Genomic DNA, 17,260 nt, shown 5'->3' with positions numbered 1-17,260 from the left:
ATGCCGCACCACGGTAACGAAGCAGAACACGGCTCCGGGACCGGGGACGAGCGCCAGGAGCCGGTCATCCGGGACAACCGCAAGGTCGACCCGGAGACCGGCCAGGCACGGACCCCCCAGGGCTCCGAAGCTCCAGCCGGTGGCGGCGCCACCGACGCTAACGGTGACGCACTCAGCCAGGCCGAGGAGATCCTCAACGCCGCGGGCGCCGATGCGGGGAACACTCCCTCGTCGTCCGAGGCGGAGGAGCTGCGCAACGATCTGCTGCGCCTCCAGGCCGAGTACGTCAACTACCGCAAGCGGGTGGAACGTGACCGGGCGGTGGCGGGCGAGATGGCCGTCATCGGCGTGCTGAACGCCATCCTCCCGGTCATGGACGACATCGACGCGGCACGTGCCCACGGGGACCTCTCCGACGGCCCGTTCGCCTCGATCGCCGGCAAGCTGGAGAACACGCTCAAGACCTACGGACTGGAGCGCATCGAGGAGACGGGTGTCGAGTTCGACCCCACCATCCACGAGGCACTCATCCAGCAGCCCGGCGAGGTCGAGGTGGACACGGTCAGCCAGGTCCTCCGGGCCGGCTACCGGACCTCCTCCCGCGTCCTGCGGGCTGCGCAGGTCATCGTCGCGGTCCCGCAGTAAGCGGGCACCATCAGCGGTGCGGGCGCCACGGCGCCCGCACCGCCCCCTTTGGATTTTCAGACAGGAAAGGAAACGCCCTTGGCAAGCCAGGACTGGGTTGAGAAGGACTTTTACAAGATCCTTGGTGTCGCCAAGGACGCGTCCGACGCCGACATCAAGAAGGCGTACCGCAAGCTCGCCCGCAAGTATCACCCCGACACCAACGCCGGGGACGCCGAAGCGGAGAAGAAGTTCAAGGACATCACCGAGGCCAACTCGGTGCTCTCCAACCCGGAGGACCGTCAGCAGTACGACGCCATCCGTGCCATGGGGAGCGGCGCACGCTTCGCCCCGGGCAGTGGCGGACAGGGCGCCGGGCCCGGCGGTTTCGAGGACCTCTTCGGCGGCATCTTCAACCAGGGCGGACGCACCCGCGGCGGCGCCTCGGGCGGGATCCCGCCGGAATTCGCCGACCTGTTCGGCGGCGGAGGCGGCTTCGGAGGCTTTTCCCAGCAGCCCACCAAGGGCACGGACCGCACGGCCAGCACTACGATCTCCTTCAAGGGCTCCATCCAGGGCACCACGGTCAGCCTGCGCGAGCCGGACGGCAACGTCATCGACGTCAAGATCCCGGCCGGCATCAAGGACGGCCAGAAGGTCCGCCAGCGGGGCAAGGGCAACCCCGGATCCGGTGGCAACGGCGACCTGATCATCACCGTCCACGTGAAGGAGCACCCCTTCTTCAAACGGGACGGGAACAACATCCGCATCCACGTGCCGATCAGCTTCAACGAGGCCGCCCTCGGCGGGAACATCGAGGTGCCGACCATGGAGGGCGAGAAGGTCAAGCTCCACCTGGCCGCCGGCACTCCGAGCGGACGCACCCTGCGGGTCAAGGGCCGCGGCGTGAAGACGGCGAAGGCCACCGGCGATCTGCTGGTGACGGTCGACGTCGTCGTGCCCCAGAAGCTGAACGACGCCGCCAAGGCGGCAGTCGAGGCCTTCGCCGACGCCACCGCCGGTGAGGACCCCCGGGCGGTCATCGCCGCCCACGCCGTGCTGTAGGAGGTGAGCCATGGCGATCGACCTGAATCAACCGCTTTTCGTGATCTCGGTTGCCGCCGAGCTGGCCGAGATGCATCCCCAGACCCTGCGTCAGTATGACCGGCTGGGCATCGTGTCGCCGAGCCGGGCGCCGGGTAAGGCGCGCCGCTACTCGCAGCACGACGTCGACCGGCTGCGTGAGGTCCAGCGCCTCTCCCAGGAGGGCGTCTCCCTCGAGGGCATCAAGCGCATCCTCGAATTGGAGAACCAGGTCGCGGCTCTGCAGTCCCGCGTCCGGGAACTGACCGAGGAACTGGAGCGCCGCCCGGCGGCGCAGGAACCCCGCGTCTTCGCGGCCGGGGTGTCGGCCGGCGACGTGGTCCCGCTCGCGCGGGGCCAGCGCCCGACGCCGCGGAGCCAGGCCGTCGTCATCTGGCGGCCGTAGCCTTCCGGGCTGCGCCCGTTCGCATCCGGTGCGGATTCTGAGCAATCCCGTGCCGTCCCAGGCCTGAACCACCAGGACTGCATCACCAGGGGCGGGACACCAGGCAGGTGTCCCGCCTTTCGTGTGTCCTCAGGCGGGTCCTCCGCAGCCCATCGGGCGCGGGGACCCCGCGGGGAGATCCCGCGCTCAGCCGTTCTTCCGTTCGTTCGTCCGCGCCGTCCGGTTGTTCGGCAGCTCCGAATGACCGGTCGGTTTCGCCCGATGGACGCCGAACAATAGCGCTCCTAGGCTGAAAGCACAACGATGACAAGCCACCGCCCACCAAGGCGGTACGAACGTGGGGCACCAGCGAAGGTCCCACGACGCTGCGGAGGTCTTCTTCCGCAGTTCTTGAGGTGAGAGGGACCGCGAGGGAGCGGGTCCAGCGCGGTTCCTCTCACTTCTCCTGACCACGACCAGATGGGATGCCATGCTTCTGACACAACTCCAGTACTTCGTCGCCCTGGCGCGGGAGGAGCACTTCGGCCGGGCAGCTGCGGCATGCTTCGTCTCGCCGTCGACGCTCTCGGAGGCGGTGCGCAAGCTGGAAGTCGAACTCGGGGTGCCGCTGGTCCGCCGCGGACATGCTTTCGAAGGGCTCACCCCGGAAGGCGAGATGGCGCTCACCTGGGCACGCCGGGTGGTCTCCGACCAGGAGGCGCTCTCCGCGGAGATCGCGGCGGCACGGGGCCAGCTCACCGGCGTCGCTCGGATCGGCACCATCCCGGCGGGGATCGCCCTCGCGACGGCGGTGGTGTCGGCCCTGGCGGATGCGCATCCGCTCGTGCGGTCCACCGTCCAATCCGGGCTGAACAGCGAGGACGTGGTGGCGCGGCTGAGGGCCTTCGAACTCGACGCCGGCATCATCCACCCGTCCGCGGCGGACGGCCCGGACCTCGTGTCGGTGCCCCTGGGCGAGGTCACCAATGTGGTCGTGGCCGCTCCGGGCATGTTCCCCGAAGACCAGGCTTCGATCACGGGACGCATGCTCTCCGAGGTGCCTCTCGGACTGCTGGCGTCCGATATGCGGGCCCGGCAGCTCGCCGATGAAGCGTGGCGGGCCGCCGGCCTTCAGATCAAGCCCCGCCTGGAAGCGGACTCCAACGAGGCGCTCCTGAGCCTGGTCACCTCCGGGCTGTGGGCCGCCGTCGTCCCGGAGACCGCCGTCGCGGCCCGCCGTGACGATCCGTCCATCCATGTGCTGCCGCTGATCGAGCCGGAGGTCTCCACCCCGCTGGCGGTGGTGCGGCTGCCCGGCAAGCCGGCGCCCGTCCTGGTCCGGGCGCTCGGCGCCGCGGCACAGACAGTGCTCAAAGACCCGCGCCGCGCCGCCCAGGCGCGACGCTCCCGGAACGGCTCAGCCGTCCACGCCTGACCGGCCCCTGAAGCGCAGGGGCCGTGCCCCTGACACGCTGAAAGGACCGTCGTCATGTCTCTTCCCCCGTTCCCGGGCCACGCCGCGCCCGCGCCTCCGCCTCACGGGGGAGTGAGGGAGGCGGGCCCATGCGGGTGATCATCAACTGCGTGGTGCGTCCGCGCCACCGTGACCCCGGGCCGAAGGGGTGCGCGGTGTGTGTTGAAGCGCTGCTGGAGGCCGTGGCCGCGCATCCCACTCCTCGTGCCGCAGCGGAGCGGTTCGCCGAGGCCGTTCAGCTCGCCGTCGAGGAGACGTTGCGCCGTCAGCGCTGGTGGACCGCCCAGGACCCCACGGAGACCGCCCGGCAGCTCATCTTCCTCCAGGCCGCGCGGGAACTCGCGATCGCCAAGACCTTCCTGCAGGGCCGCCGCCCGGAGCAGTACTTCCCGTCCCATTCGGCGTATCTGGACTTCAGGGCCGGGGAGTTCGGTCTTCCCGGGTACGTCTTCGCCTCCGACTACTACGAGATGATCGCGCTGCTCTCCGGCTTCCCGCTCTCCCTGCTGGTGGAACCGCCGCTCGGATTCGATGGCGCGGATGAGCTTCCGCCGGGGATTCCCTGAGCGGTTCCCGAAGGCCCTCCCGTTAGGGGTCTCGCTGTGCCAGAGTGGGAATTGCGGGTGAATCCTGAGATCGGGGAATGACCTCGCGCCCCGGCCAGTTCAACCCTTTGGACCTGACATCCCCCTTGTGAAGGAGTCCTCATGACCACCGTTGCCGCTCTCGCCGCGCCGTCCGCCACGGAACCGCTCATCCGCACCACCGTAGAACGCCGCGAACTCGGCCCGCATGACGTGCTGATCGACATCAAGTACGCGGGCATCTGCCATTCGGACATCCACACCGTCCGCGGTGACTGGGGCCCGGTCCCGTACCCCCTGACCCCCGGCCACGAGATCGCCGGGATCGTGGCCGCCGTCGGCTCCGAGGTCACCACCCGTAAGGTCGGCGACCGCGTGGGCGTGGGCTGTCTGGTCAACTCCTGCCGCGAGTGTGAGCAGTGCCTGGCCGGTCAGGAGCAGGACTGCCTCAACGGGAGCGTGGGCACCTACGCCTCCAAGGACCGCGACGGCTCCATCACCCAGGGCGGCTACTCCAGCCAGGTGGTGGTGAACGACGCGTTCACGCTGCTGATCCCGGATTCTCTTGAGCTCGACGTCGCAGCCCCGCTCCTCTGCGCCGGCATCACCACGTACTCGCCGCTGCGCCGCTGGGGCGCCGGCCCGGGCAAGAAGGTCGCCGTGATCGGCCTCGGCGGCCTGGGCCACATGGCCGTCCAGCTGGCCCACGCACTGGGCGCCGAGGTGACCGTGCTGTCCCAGTCCCTCAAGAAGCAGGAGGACGGGCTCAAGCTCGGCGCGGACCACTACTACGCCACGAGCGACGAGACCACCTTCCAGGACCTCAAGGGCAGCTTCGACCTCATCATCAACACGGTCAGCGCCAAGATCCCCCTGGACGACTACCTGCGCCTCGTGAAGCCGCACGGCGCCATGGTCTGCGTGGGCGCCCCGGGCGAGCCGCTGGAACTGAACATCTTCAGTCTGATCGGCGGGGCCAAGGCGCTGGCCGGCTCGAACATCGGCGGCATCCCGGAGACCCAGGAGATGCTCGACTTCTGCGCCGAGCACGGCATCGGCGCGCAGATCGAGGTGATCGACGCGGACCAGGTCAACGAGGCGTATGAGCGCGTGCTGGCGTCCGACGTCCGGTACCGCTTCGTCATCGACGTGTCCACCATCGCCTGACCACTCCGGAAGGAGATACCATGAAGGTTTTCCAGATCGGTGCGGCCGGAGGCATCGGCAGCATCCTCTCCGGGCTCCTCGTGGAGCGCGGGGACCAGGTCACCGGGATGCACCGCAGCCCCGAACAGACGGACACCATCACGCGCACCGGGGCGGAGTCCGTGCTCGGTGACCTGATCAATGACTCCACGGAGACGCTGGCCGGCCACCTGGCCGGGCACGACGCCGTCGTGTTCTCCGCCGGGGCGCACGGCACGGGGCAGGAGATGACCACCGCGATCGACGGCGAGGGCCTGGTGAAGGCCGCCGACGCCGCGGCCCTGGCCGGGGTGAAGCGGTTCGTGCTGGTGTCCGTGTTCCCCGACGCCGGGCGCGGCGGGGACTCCCCGAACGCCGGCTTCGAGCACTACATGCGGGTCAAGAAGACCGCGGACGTCCACCTGGCCGGGACGGACCTCGACTGGGTCATCGTCCGGCCCGGAACGCTCAAGGACGAGCCCGGCGACGGTCTGGTCACCGCCGGGCCCGCCATCGAGTACGGGAACGTCCGCCGCGGCAATGTCGCGGCATTCCTGGCTGAGGTGCTCCACGAGCCGGCCGTGAGCCGGGAGATCGTGGAGCTCACCGACGGCTCGACGCCGGTGGCGGACGCCGTCGCAGGGCTCGTGGCTCTGCGGGGCTGAGTCCGCCTCGCCCAGCCTGCCTCGCCGAGCTCGGCGCCCTGATTCACCTTCCGCGGGTCGATGTCCCCGCGGAAGGTGAGCCAGGGCGCTTTTTCGTGGGCCAGCCGGTGCGGAAGGGTGGGGCCGGCGAGGCGTCAGACCCGGAAACCGGTGCACGCCTCGTTGCTGCACCCGGCGTCGCGCGCCGTCCAGCGCGGCGGGTCCCCGGCATCCTCGACCGGCACCCAGCGCACGTGGCGGTGCTGACCGCACATCTCGCAGGCGGGGGCGACGAAGCTGGCCCGTTCCTCGGCGGTGTAACTGCGGAAGTCCGTCATGGTTCCTCCTCGGCAGACGTGGACACTGCCCTTTCAGGCTACGCCCGGCCGTCAGGCCGCCGGTAGGGGGCGCCTCGTCCTGCCGTTGCGGGGTCACATAGTGTCCGATGTGACCGTCGGAGGGGACATCATGTGACCCCGCAACGGGGGGAGGGGGAGAGGCCTACTCCCGGAACAGCCCGGCGAGGTCGTCCGCGGTGAGGTGGGTGGATGCGAGAGCCTCGTCCCCGGCCACCGAATCGAAGAGCTTGGACTTCTTGGCCTTGAGCGCCATGACCTTCTCCTCGATGGTGTCCTTCGCGACCAGCCGGTACACCATGACCTGCTTGTCCTGGCCGATCCGGTGCGCCCGGTCCACGGCCTGAGCCTCGCTGGCCGGGTTCCACCAGGGATCGAGGAGGAACACGTAATCGGCTTCGGTGAGGTTGATGCCGAAGCCGCCGGCCTTCAGGCTGATGAGGAACAGCGGCGCGTCGCCCTCCTTGAAAGACGCGATCACATCGGCGCGCTGCCGCGTGGACCCGTCCAGGTACGCGTACTGCACGCCCGCCGCATCGAGCCGTTCCCGGACCTTCCCGAGGAATCCGGTGAACTGGCTGAAGATGAGGGCGCGGTGCCCTTCGGCCAGCACATCTTCCAGCTGCTCGAACAGGACGTCCAGTTTGCTCGACCGCACACCGCTCAGCTCGGGGTCCACGAGGGACGGGTCGAGAGCCATCTGCCGGAGCAGCGTCAGCGACTGGAAAATGGTGAAGCGGTGCTTGTTCGCGTCCTCCAGGAGCCCCAGGATCTTCTGCCGCTCGCGCTGCAGATGCGTCTGGTAGGCCTTCGCATGGCGCTGATTCAGCTCCACCGTGAGGACCTGCTCCAGCTTCGGCGGCAGCTCCTTGACCACCTGCTCCTTGGTGCGGCGCAACATGAGCGGACGGATCCGCTGCCGCAGCTTGGCCAGCAGCTTCGGGTGGCCGTGGACCTCGATGGGCCTGCGGTAATACTCCGCGAACTTCCCGGGGCTCGGGAACAGGCCGGGAGCCACGATCGACAGCAGCGCCCAGAGCTCCATGAGGTTGTTCTCCAGGGGCGTGCCGGTGATCGCGAGTTTGAAGGGGGCATCGAGCTTCCGCGCCGCCTGGTACGCCTTGGACTGGTGGTTCTTCACGAACTGCGCCTCGTCCAGGACCAGCGCACCCCAGGAGAGCTTCTGGTACTTCTCGAGTTCCAGGCGGAACAGAGCGTAGGACGTCACCACCAGGTCCGCCCCGGCGAACTCCTCCGCCGGGTTCAGGCCGCTGCGCTTGAACGTCTCGGCCACGGCCACGGTCTTCAGTCCGGGCGCGAAGCGGGCCGCCTCCATCGCCCAGTTGGACACGACGCTGCTCGGCGCCACCACCAGGAACGGCGCGCGGGTCGCTGCGGGATCTCCGGGTGCCGCGGTTTCTCCGGCCGCCGACGACGCCGGGCCGCCCTCCGCGCTCTCGCCGGCCACGGCTGCGGCGGGCTCAGCCGTGGTGACCGTCGCGGACGGGCCGGCCGGGGCGCCGTCGTCGTCCGTGGTGCCCGTGGGATCCTCGCGCAGCGAGCACAGCAGCGCCAGGGTCTGGAGGGTCTTGCCGAGGCCCATGTCATCGGCCAGGACCCCGCCCAGCCGGTGGTCGTACAGGAAACGGAGCCAGCGGAAACCCTCCAGCTGGTACGGGCGCAGTTCGGCGTGCAGACCGGCAGGTGCCGCGAGATCCCGCGTGGAGTCGTCCACGTTGAGCAGCCCGGTGACGCTGCGGCGCCACTCCTTCGCCTGCTCCTCCACCACGCCGATCGCCGCGAACTGCTCCCAGAGTCCCACCTGGAAGCGGCTGATCTGGAGCTCCTCGCCGGGGCGGTCGGAGAGGGCGCGGGCCTCGTCGATCAGTTCGCGCAACTGCTGGAGCTCGGGACTGTCGAGGGGGAAGTGCTTGCCGCTCGGCAGGACCATGCGCGTCTGACCCGAGGCCAGGGCGGAGAAGATCTGGCCGAACGCCACCTGCTCGCCCTCGAGGGTGACCACGATCTCGAGGCCGAACCAGTCACGGTCGTCCTTGTCCAGCGTGGAGACGTGCACGACCGGGGCTTCGACGGCCTCCTGGAAGTCGGGGACCACGCCGTTCACGTCCACCTCGACATCCGGGACGGTGCGCAGCTGCGGCAGCACCTCTTCGGTGAAGGCGACCGTGTCCATGCCGTGAAGGGTCGCGGTGGGGGCCAGCGACGGGAGGGTCCAGAGCCCGTCCGATCCGATCGTGGGTTCGGTGGCCAGGGCGGCCACCACCTCCCACGGCTTGCCGAGCGCGTTCAGGATCTTCTTCTCCTGAGCCTCGTCCCGGTAGCCGGCATCAGCGCGGTCGAAGGCGAGCGGCTGCGAGACCTGTTTGCCGTTGCTCGTGTAGTGCCACTCCCAGTGCAGATCGAGGCGGTGGTCCTTGCGGTAGTCGGCCAGGAGGGACAGCACGGGTTTGCCGATGGTCGGCAGGCGCACGCTCTCCGACGCCGCGACCACGGGGGCTCCCTGCCGCAGCCGCGGGTAGAACTCGCTGAGGAAGCGTTCCTCGTCCGCTGCGGGGATGTGCACAGGCTCCGCGGCGCGCGCGAAAGCCACCATCTCGGGGGAGGCGGGAGCCAGAGGCGTCAGCACAAGCGTCCCGTCCACGAGGCCGCCCGGCACCGAGGCGCCGCCGTGGAACGCCAGCGCCGCGGGCTCACCCGTGAAGTGGAGTTTCTTCAGATCGAGATCACGGCCCTGGGCTTCGAGCCGCGGCGCGACATCCAGGCCGCCGTCCGTACGGCGGTCCACCGAGAGCTCCAGGACGGCGGGTTCGCGCTCGAGCCGCACGCCGGGCGACCGCGGATCCGTGTCCTGGATGAGGAGGATCCCCTTGCCGGCCAGGTCCGCGAGGGCCGTGGCCAGGTGCCTGCCGTTGTACTGGGAGAGCTCCAGCCACTGACCCGCGGGGCCCTGGTACTGGCCCGGCATGCGGGACAGCTCGAGGAATTCCGCGAGGGCGTCCGTCTGTTCCCGGCTGAACTTCCGGTAATAGCTGAGGTAGTTGATGTTGGTCCAGGCCACCTCGCTCTTGATCCACTTGCCGCGCGCGCCCATGGACATGGGGCGGACCCGCAGTCCGGAAGGCTCGGCCTGGCTGTAGACGCGGCCGCCGCGGGACACGGCCGGCTTGGGGTCCGTCACTTCGAAGAGCAGGGCCAGCTGCGGTGTGGTGGAGGCGGCGGTCGTGGCCGACTCGGGCAGGAGGGGCGCGAGGGCTTTCTCCCAGGCGGAGGACGCGGCCGGTGAGGTGGGCGCGGAGCCGTTGGCGGACGACGCCGACCCGGGCAGCGGCGCGGGGCCCCGGCGACGGCGGGCGACGGCGTCGTCCGAGTCCAGGAGGCCGCGTTCCTTGGCGGCGAAGAGGAGGGCGGCCACATGCTTGCAGTCCTGCCGGACCGGGCAGTCGCACAGCGCGGTGAGGCAGATCCAGGAGTCGTCCTTGGGCTGCAGCTTGGCGACGGCGCGGTACGAGCGGGTGCCTTCCACGCGGCCGGTGAGCAGCCCGGTGGTGCGGCCGAAGACGACGTTGAACACGCGCTCCTGGCGGGCATACTCGTAGCCGCGTTCCACGCTGCCTTCGTCAAAGCGCGCGGCGAGGGTGCCCAAGCGTTCCTGGGCCTGCGAGGTGGCCATCCACAACAGTCTAGTGCGAGCAGCCCGGGAGCGGTCTGCGAGATGGAGCACAGGGGGTTATGTGGACACAGGCGGGCCGTGCCCGGTGTGCGGATCCTGGGTCAGCGGGTGGTGTGGGCGCCTCCATTCACATGGATGGTCTGCCCGGTGATGTGACGGGAGTCGGGTCCGGCCAGGAAGAACGCCAGCCCGGCGACGTCCTCCGGCCGCCCGGGACGCTTGGTGTGCGTCGCGTCGATCAGGCGCTGACGGCGCTGTTCCGTCATGGTGTCGCCGAAGAACGCGGTGTCCTCGATATAGCCCGGAGCGATGGTGTTCACCGTGATGCCGTCGGGGCCGACCTGAGCGGACAGCCCGGCGGTCCAGGCGGCGACCGCGGCCTTGGAGGCGCCGTAGGGTCCGGAGGCGTATTCGGCGCCGATGCTGCTGACCATGATGATGGCTCCTCCCGCCCGGAGCTTCGGCAGGAGGGCTGTCACCGTGAGGGCGGTTCCAATCGTGTTGGTGCGCAGGTTCGCGGTCCAGGCGGCGTCCGCGAGTGCGACCGCGCTGAGAGGCTCCTGACCTTCGTCCCGGTCCGGTTCGGCATTGCCGCCCGCCATGGCGATCACGACGTCGAGGGGAGCGTCGAGGGTCGCTGCGAACGCCTCGACGGATGCGGCTGAGGTGATGTCGCAGACTTCTCCGCGCGCGCCGAGTTCTGCGGCGACGCTCCGGACCCGCTCGGGGTCCCTTCCGGTGAGGGTGACGACGTCGCCGTCGGCGACGAACCGGCGCGCGATCGCGGCGCCGATACCGCTGGTTCCCCCGGTGATGACGATCTGCCGAGCCATTCCGTCCTCCTGTACGTTTAGACCTAAACGATATGGGAGGCTAGCACGTGACTGAACGAGGCCGCCAGGATACCGAAGGCTGGGAAGGACGCATCCCCGCCGCGGACATCGCGCGAGCGTGGGAGCGCGAGGTGCCCGGGATTCCCGTTCGGTCCATCCCCGTCATCACCACGCTGTGGCGGACGGGGAAAGTGTTTTCGGACGACCGCCAACGGACGCTGCGGCGCCTGGGGCTCGACGCCGCCACTCTCGATCTGCTCTCGACACTGCGCCGCGCGGGATCCCCGTACCGGTTGACCACTCGCGAGCTGGCCGCTCGGACCTTGGTCAGCGCGGGGGCCATCTCCCAGCGGGTGGCACGGGCCGAGAAGGACGGGTTTGTTCTCCGGAAGCCGTCCGCCGAGGGGCGTCGTGCGGTCACGGTGGAGCTGACGGAGGCAGGGCACGAAGTGCTCATCCCCGCCGTCCGGCAACTGCTCGACCACGAGGAGTCGCTGGTGGCGCCGCTGAGCGATGCCGAACAGGCTCAGCTGGTGTTCCTCCTGGAAAAGCTGCATGGCGGGCTCCTCGCTTCGGGCGGGGACGGCCCGTCAGCCGACAGCCGATGAACGACCGCCAGCCGCCCGGGCTCCGGGACCTGGGCTCCGGGACCCGGGCGCGGGCCCGGGGACACACGCGGGCCGTGCCCGGTGGGCGGATCCGCGCGAGGCGGAATCCGCGGGCACTGTCGGACCCGGCCGATAGGCTGAGCGGCATGGCACAGACGAGGAAGAACCGCCCCGCCGCACCCCGGGCCGCGGCCCCGGACCTGCCCGCTCATCTCGGCGAGGTGGACGGGCTGCGGCGCTACGACGAGGTCTCGGAGAGCGCCGTGCTCGGACTGTCCGGGGACGTCGACGCGTCCCACGCTCACCTCAGTGAATGCGTGATCCGGGACGCCCAGCTGGACCGTCTGGACCTCACCGGCGCCACCCTGACGGACCTCGACGTCGAGGATCTGCAGGTCACCGAACTCGTGCTCCGGAACGCGCGGCTGCGCCGCGTGCGGATGAGCGGCGGCAGGATCGGCACGCTGGACCTCTCGGGCGCGGAGGTGGACAGCCTGGAACTGCGGGACGTCAGGATCGACTACCTGGGCCTGAACGGCGCCGAGGGCAACGACGTCGTCGTGGCGGGCTGCCGGCTCCGCACCCTCGACGTGCCGCTGGCGAAGCTCAAGCGCGTCGCGTTCCGGGACAGCGGCGCCGAGGACGTGGACAGCCGCGACCTGGACGCCACCGACGTCGACCTCCGCGGCCTGGACGCCCGCGTCTTCACCTCGGTGACCGGGCTCCGCGGCGCCACCCTGACGGAGACCCAGGTGCGGGAGCTCGCCGTGCAGATGGCGCTCCAGGCCGGGATCGACGTGAAGGAGGGCTGAGCGCCCGGCTCAGTTCACCCAAGGTTCACCCGCCTGTGACCCGGGACCACCGGTCACTCCCAGGGACGGCGCGTACGGTCGAAGTGTCCCGTGGACTTCTCGAGTGAGGATCAGCATGACCAGCAAGCAGCTCCCCGTTGTCCTTTTCAAGGAAAGCCTTGAAGCCGGCCCCGATGAAGTGGTGGACGGCAACGTCACCGTGGTCAATGCCATGTACCAGGAGCTCCTGGGCCAGGAGGAGATCGCCGAGGACGCCCTCCGCAGCTACTACGTGGACTTCTACCTGACCCAGGCCCTGGGCGGCGGCTTCGCCCAGTACGTCTTCACGGCCACGGATCGCGAAGAGATCGACGCCTACGTCCGCGGCGGCCTCGAAGCCATGGGCGCGAAGGCCCACCTGGACCTCTTCGACCGCACCGCCGCGGCCTTCGAAGCCCTCAGCGAGGACGAGGTCGACGCCTACCTGGACGGCGACGCCGAGGATGAGGACAGCGAAGTCAGCGACGCCGTCCTGGCCCAGGAGGAGCTCGACAACGAATTCGAGGCGCTCCTGGAGACCGAGGACCTGATGGAGCTCAACGGCGCTTGGCTGCGGGGCCTCGAAGGCCTGCTGGTGGTGGACGAGGACGGCCTGGACGCCGTGATCGACGAGCGCCTGGCCACCGTCGAGGACCTCGAGGAGCGCCGTGCTCAGGCCGAGGCCGCCTCCCTGGAGGACATGCCCGATTTCGAGATCATCATCCGCGAACTCTGCGACGTCGCCGAGGTGGAGCTGGAGAAGATCACCCTCGGCGACCCCAACTTCGTCTACGAGGCCGAGACCGTGGTGGCCTGGCACTTCCTGGCCGACGGCGAGGAGTACATCATGGTGGAGCTGGAGGACGAGGCCCTCATGCTCCGGCCGGAGTCGCTCGAGGTCGTGGCCGCGGTCGAGATCGAGGAGATCGACGACGACGAGCTGGAACCCGCCGGCGCCGAGGCCTGAGCGGAAGGTCGGGGCACTGAGGGACATGCTCTGTCGGCTATCCCCGCGGCCCTCGTGCCCGGCATCCGCCGTGGTCGTGGCCGCGGGGCCCCTTGACGCCGACTCCCGCACGTCCCTCAGTGCCCCGACGCCTTGACGCGCGACGGCGGCGGGTTCCCCTCGTCGTCGTCGCGCGTTAAGGGGTTGCGGGTCAGCCGGCCGCCGTGCGGATCAGGGCCGCGAGGGTGGCTTCCGTTTCCGCGTCGAGGGACGTGATGTTCCAGACGATCGGGTGCATTGAGGCGCCCTCCTGGAAGGCCGGGTTCACGGATTCGCCGAAGCCGAAGGCGAGGTAGTTCTTGCCGGTCTTGATGTAGCAGATGTCCTCGCCGTTCCGGACGTAGAACGGCAGACCCCAGCGGACCACCGGTTCCAGGGAGGGGGCGTTCTCGCGGATGATGGCGTGCAGCCGCTCGCCGAGTTCCGCGTACGGCGCGGGGGCTTCCCGGAGTTTGGCGAGAGCGGCGTCGTCGCCCTTCTTGCTGAACAACATGGTGGAGCCTCCAAAAGGTGCATCGGATCTGAAGTGGGGCCGGGTTGCCGGCCGGATTCCAGCCTACGGTGGCGGGCGCGGGGTGTGAACCTCGCGACATAGTGACCCACGCTATGGGCGGCCGGGAACCGCGGTGAAAAGATGGGGGTGGAACAACCCTCAGGAGCGCCATGTTCACAGGAATCTACGTCACCGCCACCTCCACGGGATCGGGCAAATCCGTGGTGGCTCTCGGCCTGGCCGAGGCCCTCTACCGCCGGGCGGGACGGATCGGGTACTTCCGGCCCGTGGTCCCCGGCGACACCCCGGACCACGACCCCATGGTCGAGCTGATCCGCACGCGCTACCACCTGGATCCCGCCGTCTGCCGGGCCGGTCTCACGCTCAAGGAGGCCCGACGCCTGGTGGCCGAGGGTCGCCGCGAGGAGATCAGCACCCGGTGCGTGCAGGTGTTCAGCGAAGTCTCCGCCCTGTGCGATGTGGTGATCGTGGAGGGTTCAGACCTCTCCGGCGCCGACTCCGCCGTCGAATTCGACCTCAACGCCCAGCTGGCCAAGGATCTCGGCTGTCCCGTCGTGGCCGTGGTGAGCGGCAAGGACCTCAACCCGGAGGAGATCGCGGATGCGGTGGACGTGGTCCGCGCAGAGCTCTCCGCCGTGCACGCCGACCTCCTGATGGTGATGGTCAACCGCGCGGACCCGGACCAGGTGGACGAGGTGCGGGCCGCGATCCGTCCCGGTGACCTGAAGCGGCCCGTCTACGTCCTGGAGGAACGGCCCGAGATGGCCCGTCCCACCACCGGCGAGATCTCCGCGGCCCTGGGCCTCCAGTTGCTCGCGGGCACCGCGGACATGGAACGCGAAGTCGCCGGGGTCAAGGTGGCCGCCATGAGCCTCGGCAACTTCATCGGCGCCCTGGAGCCCGGCGATCTGGTGATCGCCCCCGGCGACCGGGCCGACATCCTGGCTGGCGTGCTCGCCTCCACGCAGTCGCCCGACTTCCCGGTGCCGTCCGGCGTGGTCCTCAGCGGCGGCCTCATGCCGGACCCGCACATCCTGCCGCTGCTGGCCGGCGCCCCGTTCCCGTTCTTCGCCCACCCTGAGGACACCTATCACACGGCCACGGCTGTCTCCGGGGTGCGCAGCGAGATCTCGACGGGCAACAGCCGCAAGGTGGCCTCGGCCCTCGGCGAGTGGTCCCGCCAGGTGGACGAGGATGAGATCTTCGAGCGTTTCAACCTGAGCCGCCCGGCGTCGATGACCCCGCTGCGCTTCCTCCACCAACTGATCGGCCGCGCCCAGGCGGACCGCCGCCACGTGGTGCTGCCGGAGGGCACGGACCTGCGGATCCTGCGGGCCGCTGAGATCCTGCGCCGCCGCGATGTCTGCGAGCTGACCATCCTCGGCAACGAGGCCGCGGTCCGTGAGCTGGCCGCGGCGCACGGCGTCTCCCTGGACGGCATCACGCTGGTGGACCCGGCCACGAGTGAGCTGCGTCAGCGGTTCGCCGAGGAGTACGCCCGGCTCCGCGCTCACAAGGGCGTGGACCTCGCCAAGGCCCTCGAGACCATGCTGGACGTCAGCTACTTCGGCACCATGATGGTGCAGCTGGGCATCGTGGACGGCATGGTCTCCGGCGCCGCGCACACCACCGCGCACACCATCCGGCCGGCGCTCGAGTTCGTGAAGACCCGGCCGGGCGTGGCGATCGTGTCCTCGGTGTTCCTCATGCTCATGCAGGACCGCGTCCTCGCCTACGGCGACTGCGCCGTGAACCCGGAGCCCACGGCCGAACAGCTCGCGGACATCGCGCTGGCCTCGGCCGAGACGGCCCGGCAGTTCGGGGTGGACCCGCGCGTGGCGATGCTCAGCTACTCCACCGGCGGCTCCGGCACCGGCGCGACCGTGGACAAGGTGCGGGCCGCGACGGAACTGGTGCGGGAGCGCAAGCCTGACCTCGCCGTCGAGGGTCCCATCCAGTACGACGCCGCCGTGGACGCCGCGATCGCCGCGGCCAAGCTGCCGGGATCGGATGTGGCCGGTCAGGCGACGGTGTTCATCTTCCCGGACCTCAACACCGGCAACAACACGTACAAGGCCGTGCAGCAGTCCTCCGGCGCGGTCGCCGTCGGGCCGGTGCTGCAGGGCCTGAACAAGCCCGTCAACGACCTCTCGCGCGGCTGCACGGTGGAGGACATCGTCAACACCGTCGCCATCACCGCCGTCCAGGCCCAGAGCGTCGCCGCGCCGTCGCCCGCCGCATCCCAGGAGAACTGAATGCTCATCCTCGTCATCAACTCCGGCTCCTCCTCCCTGAAGTACCAGGTGCGCGACGTCGACGCGGGGGAGGTGCTGCTGGAGGGCCTCGTGGAGCGGATCGGCCAGCCCGACGGCGACACGCCGGCCGCGGTCCCGGACCACGGCGCGGCCCTCGAGATCGTGGCGGCACGCCTGCACGAGGTCCTGGGAGACCGGCAGGTGGACGCCGTCGGGCACCGCGTGGTGCACGGCGGCGAGCGGTTCGCCGAGCCGGTCCTGATCAACAACGAGGTCACGCGGTCCATCGAGCGGCTCAATCCACTGGCCCCGTTGCACAACCCCGCCGCCGTGCTCGGCATCCGCGCCATCACGGAGAAATGGCCGCAACTGCCGCAGGTGGCCGTGTTCGACACCGCCTACCACCGCACCCTGCCGGAGAAGGCCTGGCGCTACGCCGTCCCGGACTGGCTCTACACACGCCATGGCATCCGCCGCTACGGCTTCCACGGCACCAGTCACCAGTACGTCGCGGCCCGCGCGGCCGCGCTGCTGGGTGAGGCGCCGGACGAGTTCAACGGCGTCATCCTGCACCTCGGCAACGGCGCCTCCGCCACGGCGGTCAAGGGCGGGGCCTCGGTGGACACGTCCATGGGCTTCACCCCGCTGGAAGGCCTCGTGATGGGCACCCGTTCCGGCGACATCGACCCGTCCATCCTCGTGTTCCTCGGACGCCAGGGCCTGGACGCGGACGCGCTGGACGATCTGCTCAACCGCGAATCGGGGCTTCTGGGCCTGGGCGGCTCCAATGACATGCGGACGCTCGTGGACGCCGCCGAAGCCGTGGGCGACGACGACGCCACCTCCTCCGGCGTCGATCCCCTGCGCGCTCGGCGGGCGCTCGAGGTGGCCGCCTACCGCCTGGCGAAGTACGTGGGCGCGTACCACGTGGCCGTCGGCGGGGCGCAGGCGATCGTGTTCACGGCCGGGATCGGGGAGAACTCCTCGCCGTTCCGCGCGCTGGTCTGCGAGCAGCTCGGGGCGCTGGGGATCGAGCTCGACCCGGAACTCAACGCCGTGCGCTCCAAGGAGCCGCGGGTCATCTCCACTGCGGCGTCGCGGATCCCGGTGCTCGTGATCCCCACCAACGAGGAGCAGGCGATCGCCGAGGCCACGGCGGAGGTCGTCGCGGGCTGAATCAGCAATGCG

16 protein-coding genes are annotated in these 17,260 nt (G+C 69.8%); 12 read left to right on the top strand and 4 right to left on the bottom strand.

Translation table 11 applies throughout. From position 1 onward, the window contains the following. From QFZ52_RS14125 to QFZ52_RS14095, 7 genes are all read left to right on the top strand, one after another. Positions 1-645, top strand: coding sequence for a nucleotide exchange factor GrpE (locus tag QFZ52_RS14125; protein WP_107004234.1), 645 nt, complete (start codon positions 1-3; stop codon positions 643-645). A gap of 78 nt (positions 646-723) precedes the next feature. Then, positions 724-1,689: a DnaJ C-terminal domain-containing protein gene (locus QFZ52_RS14120; protein WP_307498232.1), complete on the top strand. Its 966-nt coding sequence runs from the start codon at positions 724-726 to the stop codon at positions 1,687-1,689. 10 nt (positions 1,690-1,699) lie between these two features. After that, positions 1,700-2,113: a heat shock protein transcriptional repressor HspR gene (locus QFZ52_RS14115; RefSeq protein ID WP_066216178.1), complete on the top strand. Its 414-nt coding sequence runs from the start codon at positions 1,700-1,702 to the stop codon at positions 2,111-2,113. Positions 2,114-2,582: 469 nt separating this feature from the next. After that, positions 2,583-3,527 carry a LysR family transcriptional regulator gene (locus QFZ52_RS14110; protein ID WP_307498231.1) on the top strand — a complete coding sequence of 315 codons (945 nt, stop codon included), beginning with the start codon at positions 2,583-2,585 and terminating at the stop codon, positions 3,525-3,527. A 194-nt stretch (positions 3,528-3,721) separates the two neighbouring features. Next, complete coding sequence (locus QFZ52_RS14105; RefSeq protein WP_307498230.1) at positions 3,722-4,132, top strand: hypothetical protein; 411 nt, start codon at positions 3,722-3,724, stop codon at positions 4,130-4,132. A gap of 141 nt (positions 4,133-4,273) precedes the next feature. Beyond that, positions 4,274-5,317, top strand: a complete 1,044-nt coding sequence (locus tag QFZ52_RS14100; protein WP_307498229.1) for an NAD(P)-dependent alcohol dehydrogenase — start codon at positions 4,274-4,276, stop codon at positions 5,315-5,317. 20 nt (positions 5,318-5,337) lie between these two features. Next, positions 5,338-6,000, top strand: coding sequence for an NAD(P)H-binding protein (locus QFZ52_RS14095; RefSeq protein WP_307498228.1), 663 nt, complete (start codon positions 5,338-5,340; stop codon positions 5,998-6,000). Positions 6,001-6,134: 134 nt separating this feature from the next. On the opposite strand, the gene QFZ52_RS14090 is transcribed toward QFZ52_RS14095, so the two are convergent. The 3 genes from QFZ52_RS14090 to QFZ52_RS14080 all read right to left on the bottom strand — a co-directional run bounded on the left by QFZ52_RS14090 (position 6,135) and on the right by QFZ52_RS14080 (position 10,859). Then, positions 6,135-6,317: a hypothetical protein gene (locus QFZ52_RS14090; protein WP_307498226.1), complete on the bottom strand. Its 183-nt coding sequence runs from the start codon at positions 6,315-6,317 to the stop codon at positions 6,135-6,137. A 163-nt stretch (positions 6,318-6,480) separates the two neighbouring features. Continuing rightward, a complete protein-coding gene (locus QFZ52_RS14085) occupies positions 6,481-10,026 on the bottom strand; it encodes a DEAD/DEAH box helicase (RefSeq protein WP_307498225.1) in 3,546 nt (1,181 codons plus the stop codon). 101 nt (positions 10,027-10,127) lie between these two features. Next, complete coding sequence (locus QFZ52_RS14080) at positions 10,128-10,859, bottom strand: SDR family NAD(P)-dependent oxidoreductase (RefSeq protein ID WP_307498224.1); 732 nt, start codon at positions 10,857-10,859, stop codon at positions 10,128-10,130. 47 nt (positions 10,860-10,906) lie between these two features. Between QFZ52_RS14080 and QFZ52_RS14075 the strand changes: the two genes are divergently transcribed. The 3 genes from QFZ52_RS14075 (at position 10,907) to QFZ52_RS14065 (ending at position 13,264) form a co-directional block, all read left to right on the top strand. Then, complete coding sequence (locus QFZ52_RS14075; protein ID WP_307498223.1) at positions 10,907-11,467, top strand: MarR family winged helix-turn-helix transcriptional regulator; 561 nt, start codon at positions 10,907-10,909, stop codon at positions 11,465-11,467. A 146-nt stretch (positions 11,468-11,613) separates the two neighbouring features. Further along, entirely contained in the window at positions 11,614-12,279 is a 666-nt protein-coding gene (locus QFZ52_RS14070; RefSeq protein ID WP_307498222.1) for a pentapeptide repeat-containing protein, read from the top strand. A 115-nt stretch (positions 12,280-12,394) separates the two neighbouring features. Next, positions 12,395-13,264, top strand: coding sequence for a DMP19 family protein (locus tag QFZ52_RS14065; RefSeq protein ID WP_307498221.1), 870 nt, complete (start codon positions 12,395-12,397; stop codon positions 13,262-13,264). Positions 13,265-13,454: 190 nt separating this feature from the next. On the opposite strand, the gene QFZ52_RS14060 is transcribed toward QFZ52_RS14065, so the two are convergent. Then, complete coding sequence (locus tag QFZ52_RS14060) at positions 13,455-13,796, bottom strand: DUF1801 domain-containing protein (RefSeq protein ID WP_307498220.1); 342 nt, start codon at positions 13,794-13,796, stop codon at positions 13,455-13,457. A 170-nt stretch (positions 13,797-13,966) separates the two neighbouring features. Here QFZ52_RS14060 and pta point away from each other — a divergent pair, with 170 nt between their 5' ends. Next, positions 13,967-16,072, top strand: a complete 2,106-nt coding sequence (pta, locus tag QFZ52_RS14055) for a phosphate acetyltransferase (protein ID WP_307498219.1) — start codon at positions 13,967-13,969, stop codon at positions 16,070-16,072. After that, positions 16,073-17,248, top strand: a complete 1,176-nt coding sequence (locus QFZ52_RS14050; protein WP_307498218.1) for an acetate/propionate family kinase — start codon at positions 16,073-16,075, stop codon at positions 17,246-17,248. It abuts the gene before it with no gap. Positions 17,249-17,260 lie beyond the last annotated feature (12 nt).

The organism is Arthrobacter woluwensis (assembly GCF_030816155.1).
Lineage (GTDB): Bacteria > Actinomycetota > Actinomycetes > Actinomycetales > Micrococcaceae > Arthrobacter_E > Arthrobacter_E woluwensis_A.
This window is presented reverse-complemented; position numbering and strand designations above follow the sequence as displayed.

Coding starts and splice junctions, on each gene's coding strand:
- QFZ52_RS14125 (WP_107004234.1), top strand. CDS start 1: ATGCCGCACCACGGTAACGAAGCAGAACACGGCTCCGGGACCGGGGAC.
- QFZ52_RS14115 (WP_066216178.1), top strand. CDS start 1,700: ATGGCGATCGACCTGAATCAACCGCTTTTCGTGATCTCGGTTGCCGCC.
- QFZ52_RS14110 (WP_307498231.1), top strand. CDS start 2,583: ATGCTTCTGACACAACTCCAGTACTTCGTCGCCCTGGCGCGGGAGGAG.
- QFZ52_RS14100 (WP_307498229.1), top strand. CDS start 4,274: ATGACCACCGTTGCCGCTCTCGCCGCGCCGTCCGCCACGGAACCGCTC.
- QFZ52_RS14095 (WP_307498228.1), top strand. CDS start 5,338: ATGAAGGTTTTCCAGATCGGTGCGGCCGGAGGCATCGGCAGCATCCTC.
- QFZ52_RS14090 (WP_307498226.1), bottom strand. CDS start 6,317: ATGACGGACTTCCGCAGTTACACCGCCGAGGAACGGGCCAGCTTCGTC.
- QFZ52_RS14085 (WP_307498225.1), bottom strand. CDS start 10,026: ATGGCCACCTCGCAGGCCCAGGAACGCTTGGGCACCCTCGCCGCGCGC.
- QFZ52_RS14080 (WP_307498224.1), bottom strand. CDS start 10,859: ATGGCTCGGCAGATCGTCATCACCGGGGGAACCAGCGGTATCGGCGCC.
- QFZ52_RS14070 (WP_307498222.1), top strand. CDS start 11,614: ATGGCACAGACGAGGAAGAACCGCCCCGCCGCACCCCGGGCCGCGGCC.
- QFZ52_RS14065 (WP_307498221.1), top strand. CDS start 12,395: ATGACCAGCAAGCAGCTCCCCGTTGTCCTTTTCAAGGAAAGCCTTGAA.
- QFZ52_RS14060 (WP_307498220.1), bottom strand. CDS start 13,796: ATGTTGTTCAGCAAGAAGGGCGACGACGCCGCTCTCGCCAAACTCCGG.
- pta (WP_307498219.1), top strand. CDS start 13,967: ATGTTCACAGGAATCTACGTCACCGCCACCTCCACGGGATCGGGCAAA.
- QFZ52_RS14050 (WP_307498218.1), top strand. CDS start 16,073: ATGCTCATCCTCGTCATCAACTCCGGCTCCTCCTCCCTGAAGTACCAG.